Source organism: Thauera carbonicopians (assembly GCF_025699485.1).
In the GTDB taxonomy this organism is placed as follows: Bacteria; Pseudomonadota; Gammaproteobacteria; order Burkholderiales; family Rhodocyclaceae; genus Thauera.
Genome location: NZ_JANUXN010000015.1, coordinates 74407 through 87477, shown reverse-complemented (window position 1 = coordinate 87477; position 13071 = coordinate 74407). Strand labels below are relative to the sequence as shown.

Sequence of the window (13071 nt, the reverse complement as noted above, 5' to 3'; positions counted from 1 at the left end):
TGCGCTCAGTATTTTCCGGTCAGGCTCAGGAAGGCGTCTTCGAAGCTCAGAGGGATCTCCTGCCAGTCTTCTGGCATGACACCTTTTTGCAGCAAGGCCTGGCGCACCTGCGCTTCGTCGTGGAAGGAGCAGACGATGCTGTGTCTGCCGATATGCTCGACGCTGGTCAGCACCGCCGTCCTTTCCAACTGGTCGGCCTGCGGACTGCGCTGGAAGCGCCATTGCCTGAGCGATTCGAAGAAACGACCCCGTACGGCCGAATACAGCAGGCTGCCGTTCTGGATGATGAACATGTGGTCGATCAGGCGCTCGAGGTCCTGCACCACATGCGAGGTCAGCAGGATCGTCGTGCCGTATTCCTCGGCATAGGCGTGCAGGTAGTCCAGCAGCAGCCGGCGGTAGCCGGCGTCCAGGCCCATCGAGTAATCGTCCAGGATCATCAGCTCGGGCAGTTGCGCCATGATCAGCGCCAGGCACACCTGCGAGCGCTGGCCGAACGAAAGCTTCGACAGCCGCCGGCTGGACGGTACCGGCAGCTTCTGCACCAGTTGCGTGAATACCTGTGGCTGCCAGTGCGGATAGAAGTGGCGGTAGAACTTCTCCAGCTCCGCGATCGTCATGAAGTCGTGCTGGGTGAAGCCTTCATGCAGCAGCCCGATCTTCCGGCGCGTTTCGGGCCGCAGCAGGTGGCTGGGATCGCCCAGGACCCGGCAGCCGCCGCCCGACGGTTCCAGGAAACCCATCAGGATGTTGATCGTGGTGGTTTTTCCGGCGCCGTTCTTGCCCAGCAGGCCGTGGATGCCGCCCTTGCGGACCTGGAAGGACAGGCCGTTCAACACCTGCTTGCCGGCGTAGCTGTGCCGGAGCCGATCACATTCGATCAGCGCCGGCACGGACTGTGTTTGTGTCGAATTCGCCACGCTCAGAAGCTGTATTCCAGCTTGGCCGCGACCGAGCGGCCCGGTGCGTAGTAGTCGAAGAACACCGACTGGCCGCCGACGGTGTACGAGCCGATACCGTTCTGAATCTTGCGGTTGAACACGTTATAGACGTCTACCGTGGCCCGCAGATTCTGGTCCTTGTTGCGGTACAGGTCGACGCCCAGGGACATGTCGACGGTGAAGCGCGAAGGCAGCTTGCCCTTGGTGTAGGAGTTCACCCGCCAGCCGTCGTCGAGCGTAACCCGGGGACCGTTGACCAGCACGTCGGTTTTCTGCGTCCAGATACCGGTCGTCGTCAGATGGACACGCTCCGACAGCGCGGTGCTCCACAAGCCGACGATCTGCAGCGGACGGTTGAAGTTGCTCAGGTCCAGCTCGTTGGCGTCGATCAGCTTGCTGTTGTAGATGACGCGGGAACGATCGACCATGCCGCTCAGATCAGACCAACTGGCGCTGTCCGCCGTGTAGTCGAGATAGTTCGATTTGCTGTCGGCAAAGGTGGTGCTGAGGCGGAAGAAGTGGTTCCTGAAGTAGTCGTTGGAGATCGCGATGGTGTGGCCGGTATAGGTGTTTTCACCATCGTTGGTGGCCGCATAGCTGCCGTTCTGCTGGAAGCGGCGCATGATGCCGTCCTTGCCCTTGCGGTAGACGTAGTTGTAATTGACGAGGAAGCCGCCCTGGAGCTTCAGATCGAAGCCGAAGCTGGTCTCGTCCGAATAAGGGGTTTTCAGGTCTTCGGCTTCGTATTCCGCGCCGACAGAGCCGCTCGATATCTGCATCCAGCGGGCTAGGCCATCGGCGCCGATGGTGCCGGGAAGGCCGCGCCTGTATATGGCTGCGCCGCCCGAAGCCTGGAGCAGGGAGTAATACAGGTTGGGGCCGCCGTAGTAGCGGGCCTGCCCGGCGTGCAGCATGGCGACATTCCGGCCGAGCACGTTCCAGCTACCGGCGACACGCGGTGCGACGTTGGTGTTGCGGAACTGGTCATCATAATCGATGCGGAGGCCGGGGCGCAGCATGAAGTCGGAGAAGGCGATGGTGTCCTGCAGCCACAGCGACCAGGTCTGCACCTTGGCGTCGCGGTCGAAACCGGCGTAGACGCTCTTCTGGTAAAAATACTGGTCACGGAGCGCGCCGCCGCTGCTGGCGTTGTTGTAGCTCACGCCATCCTGGCCGGGAGCGAGCGGGCCGTTGATGGCAGCCAGGCCGAGGTTGTACTGGACGGCCTCGCCGCCGATGGCTTCGCCCTTGATGATTTCGTTGTTCAGGCCGACCGCGAAACGGTGCGTGGTGCTGCCCAGTTGCAGCTCGTTGAACTCGAAATCCAGTGCAGTCTGGAAGGTGCGCTGCTTGAAGTCCAGATCATTGGCCAGCGTGTTGCCGTCGGCGGAAAACGTGCAGCCCGAGAACAAGCCGTTGGCAAGGATGTTGGCGTTCGTGCAGGATGTGGCGGCGCCCCAGTTGGTTTCGCCATAGGTGTACCAGGGCTTGTAGACGTTGGATTCGACCTCGCGGTTGGAAATCATGTTGCCGTACTTGAATTTGGCGCTGGCCTTGCCGGCGGCCAGGTTCTTCGACAGGTTGAGCGCGAAATCGTAGGTGCGCTGCTCCTGCTCCCATTCCGAATTGATCGCGCGCGGGTTGAAGTAATTGCCGTTGTACTTGTAATAAACGCCGGTCAGGTTCACGTCCAGGCCGGATTCGGTGCGGCCGCCGATCGAGGTGAAGAAGGTTTCGGCGGAGCGGGTCTGCTCCTTGGTTTTCGCGGTTTCGGTGGAAAGCGTGTTGGCTGACAAGGCCGTGTATTTGAGCGGAATCTTCGACAGCGTCTTGTCATAGGCGACGATGGCGGCGAAGTTTTCGCTGATCGGCACGTTGAGCATGAAGCCGCCGGTGTTGCGGGTGTACTCCGGCTGGCGCAGGGCGCTGAACGATTCGTCGAAGGCCTCGCCGCGCAGCCCAAGTTCATCGTAGAAGCGCTTGTCCCAGCTGCTGCGATTGTGGCCCCAGCGGATCTTGCCGCCAAAACGGGTGGGGTCGGGCTTGCGCGTGTCGGCGGAAACGACGCCGCCGGTGAAGCCGCTGTGATTGACCGAAATGCGTGAATCCTGCAGTTCGATGTTGTCGAGCAAGTCGGGGTCCAGGTTGTAGGACTGCGCCGTGCCGAGCGGCTGGCTGCCTACCTTGATGTCGTCGAGGTAGGCAGATTGCACGCTGCCGTTCGAGGCCACGCCCGAACTGGAGGTGGGCGGTGCGACGTAGTTGTTGTTGCCCAGGCCGTTGATGACGTAGCGGTTTTCGTAAGGCTTGCCGCCCGAGATGGAAATCTGCGGCGGCTTGATCTCGCCGCCCTGCATCGAGCGTTCCGCGTTGTTGCTGGTCTGTACCTGGGAGTGGAGGGCGAGTGCACCTTCGATGGAGCTGGACTTGTTCGGCATCCTGTCCAGCAGCTCGCGATCGATGTCCCATTCGGCCTTCTCTACCACCACGACCGGCGGCAGCGTGTTCTCGCGAGATCTTGCTGCCGCCCTCAGGGTGAACGCCCCCGGCCGCGACAGACTCGCGGTGATACCGCTCCCCGCCAGCAGTTGCGCAAGGGCTTCGCCGGTGGAGTAGTTGCCCTTGAGCGCGGGGGCCCGCAGTCCGGCAACCGTCGCTTCGTCGAACAGCACCTGGGTCTTCGATTGCTGGGCGAAAGCGCGCAGGCTGCTGTCCAGCGCCTGGGCCGGAATGTCGAATTCGACGCGCGCCTCCTGCGCACCGGCCGGCGCTGCCATCACTGCCAGCGCTGATGCCACCATCAGCGAAACCGCCGCCGGCCGGAATGCTGCCGTGTATCCGCGCAGATGTGCGGCCAGCAGCCGCCCCTTGAACTTGTTTGCCTGCATTACGACTCCATCCGTGATCGAGATGAAGCGCGAACCCCGTCGCGCTTCGGACGCACGCCAGGCGAACTGGGCGTGCAGCGAAAGCGGCCGGTGGCTAGTCTGGGAGTCTTCCGTGACGTGGCTGTCAGCCGTTGGGCCGGGAAAAACCGGGCTCTGATAGCTAGAACGGTGTTTTCACCGAAATGAGAACCATGTCGGTGAAAATTTTTCGCCGCAGCTCAGCGCCTGGCGATCACATAGCTGCCGTCGTCCTGTCGCTGCACCCGCACCGGCAGCAGATCGGGCAAGGATTCGAGGAAGGCTTGCGGGGCGCGGGTGGTTGCGTAGCCGGAGACGCGCAGCTCGGCAGTGTCCTTGCCGCGCAACTCGATCGGCTGGCCGAGGTAGTGGCCAAGCTCTTCGGCGACTTCGGCGAGGCGGCTGCGGCGGAAGACCAGTTGGCCGTCGCGCCAGTCGCCGACGGTTTCGGCGAGCAGGGGAGTGGTCTGGTAGCGCCTGCCGGCCTGATCGAAGAGGAGGCCTTGTCGTGCGGCAAGCCGTACCGGCGCTTGCTTGGAGGATGTGTTGATGCGGACCTCGACCACGCCCTCGAGCACCTTGACGTTCAGCCCGGGCGGTACGGCACGGACGTTGAAAGCGGTGCCGACGACGCGTACCTCGCTGTTGCCGGTGCGCACGATGAACGGACGCTCAGGCCCGTTTTCGACGCGGAAGAAGGCTTCGCCGCGGCCGAGCCGGACTTCGCGGCGGCGGGGGTAGTAGCGAACCTGCATCTGGCTGTCCATGTTGAGGACGATGCTGGAGCCGTCGGGCAGGGCGAGTTGTTCGGTCTGGCCGTGGGCGGTGGCGAGTTCGATGCTGTAGCGTGGGATGTTGTCCCAGGCGAGCCAGCTGCCCACCACCAGCGCGATGCAGGCAGTGGCGATGGCCGGGGCGGGGAGGCCGCCGAACAGGCTGTGGAGCCAGTGCCGGCGCGGGCCGGGTGATGAGCGGGACGTGTTGACGGGTTGGCTGGCGGGCGCATCGAGTGTCCTTGCATCGATGTCTGCCGCCAGCGCCGGACGCCGGACATGGTCGAAGTCGTTCCAGGTACGGGCGAGCTTGTCGTAAGCCAGCCGATGTGCCGGATCGGCGGCCAGCCACTCGGTGAACGCCGTCTCGTCAGCCGATGTCCATGACGCCTCGCGGCGGTGCAGGAACCACTCGGCAGCGGTTTCGTGGAGTTCCACGTTCGGGGTCGGGGCGGTCATGAGTCGTCATCCACACGTCTGGACGTGGCGGGATGCAGGCGTTCCATCTGTTCCAGGCTGGCATAGTGGAGGCGGATCTCGCAATAGGCAAAGGCGCGGGCGAGGTGCTTGACCACCATCCGCCGGGAAATGCCCATGCGCTCGGCGACCTCGTCCTGCGGCAGGCCGTCGAAACGGTGAAGTATGAAGGCCTCCCGCTGGCGTTCCGGAAGTTCGTCGAGCGCCTGTTGCAGGCGTTCGAGGCGCTGGCGCTGCTCGGTACGGGAGCAGGGGCAGACGCCCTCGGTTGCGATGCCGTCTGCCGTCATTTCACAGTCGTCGTAGGCGATGACTTCGATCTGTTGCCGGGCCGGGCTGTTGCGCCACTGGTCGTGCGACAGGTTCTGCGCGATCCGCTGCAGGTAAGGTCCCTGTTCGTCGAGCGGCAGCGTCTTGCTGGCAGCCGCGAGTCGGGCGAAGGATTCCTGGGCGATATCCTCGGCATCGTCGCGGTTGCCCAGCCGCCGGAAAAGCGTCCTCAACAGCTTTGGCTGCCAGTGAGCAAAGGCGTCGGCGAGGTCGCTTGCTGATTCGGCGCGGTTGCTCATGAATAAATTTGAATGAGAAGTGATCTCAATTATCCATGGTGGCGGTGCTGCTGGCAATTCTGTCCGTGGAGAGGAGCCCTCTATGGGGGGAATACGGGAGCTTGTCTAGCTTTGATGAGGTTTTCAGGCCTCACTGCGCCAGCAACTCAAGCTCTCTCGCCTGTTGCATGGCCATTTCCAGTCCGCACTGGACCGCTCCGGGCGTGGCGAGCGTGCCCCCGTCGGGATCTGCGTAGAAGCCGCAATTCGCATCGCGGTTCTGAAGCCACAGCCGCTGCATCATGCGGAGTTCGTTCTGCCGCCCGGCAGGGAGCAAGGCCATGAGCTTCTCGTATGCCGAATCGTGTCTGGCGTCCTGCCGGGCGTGCTCCTCGCCGGCGCAGTCCTGCATTGCCGCCGTGGCGCCTGTCCATGCACTGCGTTTAGGCTGGACGATAGGGGGGCGCTTGAGTGAGCAGATACTCACAGGAAGATGAGCGACGCCGTGAGGGCGATCTTCGTTATGCGTTTTTTCCTTCCATTTGCGCCTGACTGATGAGAAAACTACGGGCGATGCTCTGCCTTCGAATACGAAGCGCGGTCGATGTCCATGATCTCCACGCAGAGCTGTACGTGCGGCCCCTGCGATCGGCAGATCTTCTGCAGCGCTTGCAGCACACTGCTAGAAAGTGCTTCCTTCACCTCTGGAGTCCGGCCACTCAGGATGGCCAGCTTTGCGTGAACGAAGCCTCTTGGCTCGAGCGCTGTGCCGATCGCGAAATCCTCGATCAGGACTGCGCGGCTCTTGATGTGCGACTCTTCGAAATGACCGGATGCGACGAGAACCTCGTTCAGCTCCCGGAGGGCGGCGCTGGTGTTCACGCCTTGTACGCCTTTCGTGTATTCGATGGTGAGATGCGGCATTGGTGACCTTGAAGCAAGCTAAGCGATGATGCAGCGCTGGCTTGAAAATTATTGTTGATGCGGTAGAGGCCTTCCGACTTCACTCGGTCCGATACCGCTCCAGCCAATGCGCATACGGCGCCGGCAGCACCCAGGTCGGGCGCTCGACCTTCAGTACCTTGGCGGCATGCATCGGCCAGTGCGGGTTGGCGAGGTGGGAGCGGCCGACCATGACGAGGTCGAGCTGGCCCCTGGCGATAGCGGCTTCGGCGAGCTCGGGGGTGCCGAAGCCCCAGGCGGAAGCGACGGGCAGGGCGGTTTCTTCGCGCACGCGGGTGGCGACCGGGGCGAGGAAGGCGGGGCCCCAGGGGATGCCGGCCTTCGGCGTGGAAAAGCCGACGCTGACGCTCAGCAGGTCGAGCCCGCCGCGCTTGAAGTTGCGGCTGAGGCCGATGGCTTCGGCCAGCGTTTCCTCGTCGCGGCCGTCGTATTCGATGACGCCGAAGCGGGCGGTGAGGGGGCGGTTCTCGGGCCAGACTTCGCGCACCGCGGCCAGGGTCTCGAGCAGGAAGCGGCCGCGGTTTTCGGCGCTGCCGCCGTAGGCGTCGTCGCGCTGGTTGGCGTGTACCGAGAAGAAGCTCTGGCCCAGGTAGCCGTGGGCGAAGTGCAGTTCCAGCCATTCGAAGCCGGCATCGAGCGCCCGGTGGGCCGCGGCGGCGAAGTCGGTGCGGACGCGGGCGATGTCCTCCGGTGTCATCGCCCTGGGGACTTTCGGCAGGTTGGCGCCGAAGGCGACGGCCGAGGGCGAGATCGTCGGCCACGCGCGCGGATCACCGTCGGCGATGTGGTCGTCGCCTTCCCACGGCAGGTTGGCGCTGGCCTTGCGGCCGGCATGGCCGATCTGGATGCCGGGCACGGCGCCGGCGGCCTTGATCGCGGCGGCGATGGGGGCGAGCGCTTCGGCCTGGGCCTCGTTCCACAGGCCGAGGCAGGCGGGGGTGATACGGCCTTCCGGCGAGACCGCGGTGGCCTCGACGACGACCAGGCCGGCGCCGCCACGCGCCAGCGCGGGGTAGTGCACCCGGTGCCAGTCGTTGGCGACGCCGTCGACGGCCATGTACTGGCACATCGGCGGGACGGCGATGCGGTTGCGGAGGGTGGCGTCCTTGAGCGTGAAGGGCTGGAAAAGTGCCGACATGGAGCGGGTCCTTTGGTCCGGGCGAGGAGTGCGATGAAGGAAATCGGGGGCCGCTGAAGTGCTGGCGGCGCGGCCGGTTCAGCTCTGCATCTTGCCGATGGTGCTGCGCAGGCGATGGAGGGCGAGGGCGAAGAAGACGCCGCCGATCAGCGCCACCATGGCGAAGGCGGGCCACACCACGTCGAGGCCGGCGCCGCGGAACAGGATGCCCTGGGCGAGGCTGACGAAGTGGGTGGTGGGGGTCAGCGACATCAGCCACTGCACCAGCTCGGGCATGCTTTCGCGCGGTGTCAGCGCACCCGACAGGATCTGCAGCGGCAGCAGCACGAGGATGGTCATGAGGCCGAACTGCGGCATGTTGCGCGCCAGCGTGCCCATGAAGATGCCGATCGAGGCGGCGGCGAACAGGTAGAGCAGCGAGGCCGCGCCGAACAGCAGCGCCGAGCCGGGCACGACGACGCCCAGCACGCCCTTGACCATGACCTGCAGCGAAAAGGACGAGGCCAGCAGCACGACCACGCCCATCGACCAGACCTTGGACAGCATGATCTCGAAGGGCGTCACCGGCATCACCAGCAGATGCTCGATGGTGCCGTGCTCGCGTTCGCGGATCAGCGCGGCGCCGGTGAGCAGGATGCCGAGCATGGTGATGTTGTTGATGATCGCCGTCACCGCCGCGAACCAGCCGCCGCTGAGATTGGGGTTGAACATCGCGCGCTCGACCAGTTGCACCGGCTGCGCGGCGGTGCTGCGGTAGCGCTGCACGAAGCTGCGGATCTCATCGTTGACGATGTTCTGGATGTAGCCGGTGCCGGTCTGCGCCTGGCTCTGGCGGGTGGCATCGACGTTGAGCTGCAGCGCCGGCGAGCGGCCGGCCAGCACGTCGCGCTGGAAGTTGGGCGGAATGTCGAGCACGAAGGTGTGCCGGCCGGCGTCCATCGTGGGGTCGATCTCCGCCAGTTCGATCCGCTCCGGGTCGATGAACTGCGGCGGGTGCAGCGCGGCGATGATGCGGCTGGACAGCTGCGACTGGTCCTCGTCGACCACCGCGATCGAGGCCCGGTGCAGGCTTTCGGGCTTGGCGGTGGCGTCGGCATACACCGACACGGTGAACATGAACACGATCATGAACAGCATCGGCCAGTCGCCGAGCAGGCTGTGGAACTCCTTGATGCCCAGGTGCCAGGTGTTGTGCAGGGTGCCGTTGCGTGTGCCCATGGTCTTCCTCTTCAGCGGGCCTGTTTCTTCAGCAACAGCGCGGACAGCAGCGTCAGCACCGGAATGGCCATCAGCAGCGGGATGAAGGCGCCGCCCAGGTCGCCGAAGTCGAGCGCCTTCGAGAAGGTGCCCCGGCTGATGGTGAGGAAGTGCGTGGTCGGATACATTTCGCCGATCAGCGCGCCGCCGCCTTCGAGCGAGGACACCGGATCGAGCATGCCGGAGAACTGGATCGCCGGCAGCAGGGTGCCGATCGAGGTGCCGGCCATCGCCGCGATCTGGCTGTTGGTCAGCGTCGACATCAGCAGCCCCAGGCCGGTAGTGGCGGTGACGTAGAGCAGCGCGCCGGTGAAGAAGGCCGTCAGGCTGCCCTTGAACGGCACGTCGAACAGGGTGATCGCGAGCACGAACATCAGCACGCAGTTGAACATCGACAGCGCGATGTAGGGCAGTTGCTTGCCGAGCAGGAATTCGAGCTTGGTGACCGGCGTGGTGTAGACGTTGAGGATGGAGCCCAATTCCTTCTCGCGCACCACGCCGAGCGCGGTCAGCATCGCCGGGATGAAGACCAGCAGCATCGGGATCACCGCCGGCACCATCGCGATCAGGCTGCGCATGTCCGGGTTGTAGCGGTAGCGCACGGCGATGTCGGCGAGCGGCGCGGCGGAAATGCCGGCGCTGGCCATCGCCTCGGTCAGCGTCTGCGCATGCACGCCCATGACGTAGCCGCGCGCGACCTCGGCCCGCATCGGCATCGCGCCGTCCAGCCAGACGCTGATCTCGGGCCGCGCGCCGCGCGCGAGGTCGCGGCCGAAGTTGGGCGGAATCTCCAGCGCCATCGCCAGTTCGCCGGCGCGCATGCGGCGGTCGATGTCGGCATGGCTTTCGAGCGGCGGCTGTTCCTGGAAGTAGCGCGAGCCGGAGATGTTGAGGGTATAGCTTTCGCTCGCGGTGCTGCGGTCGAGATCGAGCACGGCATAGCTCAGGTCCTCGACGTCGGTGGTGATGCCGTAGCCCATCACCAGCATCAGGATCACGGTGCCGAGCAGCGCCAGTGTCAGGCGGAAGGGATCGCGGCGCAGTTCGGTCGCCTCGCGCGTGCTGAAGCTGAGCAGGCGGGCGAGGCTGAAGCGGGGCGGGCGCGAGTGCGAGGTGCTGCCGGCCCGTTCTCCCTCTCCATTCGCCGGAGCAAGCTGGGGAGACGGGGCGTTGGTTTCAGCCGGGGCGTTTGTATCGGCCCCTCCGCCAGAGCCTCCGAGCTTCACCCCGCTCGCCTCGGCCAGATAGCCGACGAAGGCATCTTCCAGCGAGGCGGCGCCGCGCTGCGCAGCCAGTTCGTCGGGCGCGCCGCTGGCCAGGATGCGGCCGGCGTGCATCAGCGAGATGCGGTCGCAGCGCTGTGCCTCGTTCATGAAGTGGGTGGTGATGAAGATCGTCACGCCGTCCTTGCGCGACAGGTCGATGATCAGCTCCCAGAAGTGGTCGCGCGCGACCGGGTCGACGCCCGAAGTCGGTTCGTCGAGGATCAGCACGTCGGGCCGGTGCAGCACCGCGACCGCCAGTTGCAGGCGCTGGCGGATACCCAGCGGCAGCGCCTCGGGCACTTCGTCCATGACCGGCTCGAGATCGAAGCGGCGCGCCAGTTCGGTGATGCGGGCTTCGCCTTCGGCCTTCGGCAGATGGAACAGGTCAGCGTGCAGCTGCAGGTTGCGCCGCACCGACAGCTCGGCGTACAGCGAGAACGCCTGCGACATGTAGCCGACCCGGCGCCGGGTGTCGATGTTGTGGGCATCGAGGACTTCGCCCAGCAGCAGCGCCTCGCCGCGGGTGGGCGGCAGCAGGCCGGTGAGCATCTTCATCGTCGTCGACTTGCCGCAGCCGTTGGAGCCGAGGAAACCGAAGATCTCGCCGCGCCGTACCTGCAGGTTGACGTCGTCGACCGCGACGAAGTCGCCGAAGCGCATCTGCAGCTTGCGCGCCTCGATGACGGTCTCGCCGGCTTCGAGCGGCGGAATCGTCAGCGGCGTGTGATCGCCCAGCCGTTCGGGTGGCAGCAGGGCGAGGAAGGCGTCTTCCAGCGTGTCGGCGCCCGTCCGTTCACGCAGTTCCGCCGGGCTGCCGGTCGCCAGCACGCGGCCGGCGTCGACCGCGACCAGCCAGTCGTAGCGTTCGGCTTCTTCCATGTAGGCGGTGGCGACGAGCACGCTCATGCCCGGGCGCCGCTCGCGGATGCGATCGATCAGTTCCCAGAACTGGCGGCGCGACAGCGGATCGACGCCGGTGGTGGGTTCGTCGAGGATCAGCAGGTCGGGGTCGTGGATCAGCGCGCAGCACAGGCCGAGCTTCTGCTTCATGCCGCCGGACAGCTTGTTGGCCGGACGGTCGGCGAATTCGGCAAGGCCGGTCGAAGCCAGCAGGTCGGCGATGCGCTCCTCGCGTTCGGCACGCGACTGGCCGAACAGGCGGCCGAAGAAATCGACGTTCTCGAACACCGACAGCGTCGGGTAGAGGTTCTTGCCCAGGCCTTGCGGCATGTAGGCGATGCGCGGGCAGACGTCGCGGCGGTGGCGGGCGCTGGCCATGTCGCCGCCGAGGACTTCGACCTTGCCTTGCTGGATCTGGCGCGCGCCGGCGATCAGGCCCAGCCAGGTGGATTTGCCGACGCCGTCGGGGCCGATGAAGCCGACCATGCAGCCGGCCGGAATGTCGAGCGTGACATGGTCGGCGGCGAGCGTGTCGCCGTAGCGGTGCTCGACATCGACGAGGCGAACGACGGGTGGGCGGACGACCGGCGCCGTGGAAGGCGCCGCCGGTCCGGTCGCGGAATTCACGGCAGCCTCGTCTGCAGCTCGTCGGGCCAGGGCTTGCTGTCGTCGAGGCGGACGTGGGCGACGCCGGGCAGGCCGGTCTTGACGTGCTCGGGATACTTTGCGAGCAGTTCGGGGTCGATGCGGGCCTTGACGCGGAACACCATCTTCTGCCGTTCGCTCTGGGTTTCGACCGTCTTCGGGGTGAACTGCGCGACGCTGGCGACGTAGGAGATGTGCGCCGGAATCACGTAGTGCTGGGCGGCATCGAGCACGATGCGCGCTTCGGTGCCGATGGCGACGCGGCCGGCGGCCATTTCGGGCAGGAAGAAGGTCATGTAGACGTCGCCGATGTCGACCAGGCTGACGATCTTGCCGCCACCGCCGACGACTTCGCCCGGCTGCACGATGCGGTACTGCACGCGGCCGCCGCGCGGCGCCTTCAGTACGCCGTCCTCCAGCTCAGTCTCCAGTCGGGCGACGACGGCGAGCGTGGCCTGGATCGCGGCTTCGGCCTGCTCGACCTGTGCTTCGGCGGCCTTGACGCCGGCCTGGGCGGCAGCGATCTGGGCCTGGGCGACGTTGATGTTGGCTTCGGCGTTGCGCACGCGGGCGAGATTGTCGTCGGCGACCTGCTCGGAGATGGCGCGGTCGGCGCGCAAGGCCTGCGAGCGGGCGCTGGTCTTGCGCGCGATGTCGAGTTCGGAACGGCGCTGCACCAGCGTCGCCTCGGCCATGGCGACGTCGGCCTTGCGCTGGGCGACCTGGGCGAGGGCGGTTTCGCGCGCGCTGCGGGCATTGGCGGCTTCCGCGCGGGCCTGGGCGAGCTGGGCTTCGACCGTCTTCATGTCCATGCGGGCGATGACCTGGTCGGCGGCGACGAAGTCGCCTTCGTTGACCAGGATGTCCTGCACGCGTCCGGCAGCCTTGGCGGCGACGTCGACTTCGGTGGCTTCGATGCGGCCGTTGCCGTGGACGAAGCTGCCGTCGTCACCGTTGCGGCCGAGAACTTGCCACGCGATGACGGCCGAGACGGCGAGGAGGGCGGCGACGATCCATGCCGCCTTGTTCTTGATGTCGATTTTCATGGCATTTTTCCGCTCATCGGGCCACTCTCCGGGCCACGTTTCGGGTTGAGGCGCGGTCCGGATGCCCGCAGCAGCCGTCCCAAGCCGGCGTTGTGCAACCTATGCGGACAGGCAAGAAAAATGCTGCGGTGCACTTGCATTCCAACATTTGCCGAATATCATCGTCAAGCGCCGCGTCGTTGTAATAGCTGGCTTTATATGACGATAAAGTG

Annotated in this window: 10 protein-coding genes; all 10 read right to left on the bottom strand. The window is 65.5% G+C overall.

All coding sequences use genetic code 11. The features are described 5' to 3' along the window. Positions 1-5: 5 nt before the first annotated feature. The 10 genes from NX068_RS16500 to NX068_RS16455 all read right to left on the bottom strand — a co-directional run bounded on the left by NX068_RS16500 (position 6) and on the right by NX068_RS16455 (position 12859). Positions 6-920 carry an ABC transporter ATP-binding protein gene (locus tag NX068_RS16500; RefSeq protein WP_263462350.1) on the bottom strand — a complete coding sequence of 305 codons (915 nt, stop codon included), beginning with the start codon at positions 918-920 and terminating at the stop codon, positions 6-8. Between the two features lie 2 nt (positions 921-922). Beyond that, positions 923-3829 carry a TonB-dependent receptor gene (locus NX068_RS16495; protein ID WP_263462349.1) on the bottom strand — a complete coding sequence of 969 codons (2907 nt, stop codon included), beginning with the start codon at positions 3827-3829 and terminating at the stop codon, positions 923-925. A gap of 218 nt (positions 3830-4047) precedes the next feature. Continuing rightward, positions 4048-5079: a FecR family protein gene (locus NX068_RS16490; protein WP_263462348.1), complete on the bottom strand. Its 1032-nt coding sequence runs from the start codon at positions 5077-5079 to the stop codon at positions 4048-4050. After that, a complete protein-coding gene (locus NX068_RS16485) occupies positions 5076-5666 on the bottom strand; it encodes an RNA polymerase sigma factor (RefSeq protein ID WP_263462347.1) in 591 nt (196 codons plus the stop codon). The genes NX068_RS16490 and NX068_RS16485 overlap by 4 nt, the downstream gene beginning before the upstream one ends. A 130-nt stretch (positions 5667-5796) precedes the next feature. Beyond that, a complete protein-coding gene (locus tag NX068_RS16480) occupies positions 5797-6132 on the bottom strand; it encodes a lysozyme inhibitor LprI family protein (protein ID WP_327084832.1) in 336 nt (111 codons plus the stop codon). 77 nt (positions 6133-6209) lie between these two features. Further along, positions 6210-6569 carry a 5-carboxymethyl-2-hydroxymuconate Delta-isomerase gene (locus NX068_RS16475; protein WP_263462345.1) on the bottom strand — a complete coding sequence of 120 codons (360 nt, stop codon included), beginning with the start codon at positions 6567-6569 and terminating at the stop codon, positions 6210-6212. A 79-nt stretch (positions 6570-6648) separates the two neighbouring features. Continuing rightward, positions 6649-7746, bottom strand: coding sequence for an NADH:flavin oxidoreductase/NADH oxidase (locus NX068_RS16470; protein WP_263462344.1), 1098 nt, complete (start codon positions 7744-7746; stop codon positions 6649-6651). Between the two features lie 78 nt (positions 7747-7824). Continuing rightward, entirely contained in the window at positions 7825-8964 is a 1140-nt protein-coding gene (locus tag NX068_RS16465; protein WP_263462343.1) for an ABC transporter permease, read from the bottom strand. Positions 8965-8975: 11 nt separating this feature from the next. After that, positions 8976-11795: a ribosome-associated ATPase/putative transporter RbbA gene (gene rbbA / locus NX068_RS16460; RefSeq protein WP_263462342.1), complete on the bottom strand. Its 2820-nt coding sequence runs from the start codon at positions 11793-11795 to the stop codon at positions 8976-8978. After that, positions 11792-12859, bottom strand: a complete 1068-nt coding sequence (locus NX068_RS16455) for an HlyD family secretion protein (protein ID WP_263462341.1) — start codon at positions 12857-12859, stop codon at positions 11792-11794. The genes rbbA and NX068_RS16455 overlap by 4 nt, the downstream gene beginning before the upstream one ends. Between the last annotated feature and the right edge of the window lie 212 nt (positions 12860-13071).

Coding starts and splice junctions, on each gene's coding strand:
- NX068_RS16485 (WP_263462347.1), bottom strand. CDS start 5,666: ATGAGCAACCGCGCCGAATCAGCAAGCGACCTCGCCGACGCCTTTGCT.
- NX068_RS16455 (WP_263462341.1), bottom strand. CDS start 12,859: ATGAAAATCGACATCAAGAACAAGGCGGCATGGATCGTCGCCGCCCTC.
- NX068_RS16490 (WP_263462348.1), bottom strand. CDS start 5,079: ATGACCGCCCCGACCCCGAACGTGGAACTCCACGAAACCGCTGCCGAG.
- NX068_RS16475 (WP_263462345.1), bottom strand. CDS start 6,569: ATGCCGCATCTCACCATCGAATACACGAAAGGCGTACAAGGCGTGAAC.
- NX068_RS16495 (WP_263462349.1), bottom strand. CDS start 3,829: ATGCAGGCAAACAAGTTCAAGGGGCGGCTGCTGGCCGCACATCTGCGC.
- NX068_RS16465 (WP_263462343.1), bottom strand. CDS start 8,964: ATGGGCACACGCAACGGCACCCTGCACAACACCTGGCACCTGGGCATC.
- NX068_RS16470 (WP_263462344.1), bottom strand. CDS start 7,746: ATGTCGGCACTTTTCCAGCCCTTCACGCTCAAGGACGCCACCCTCCGC.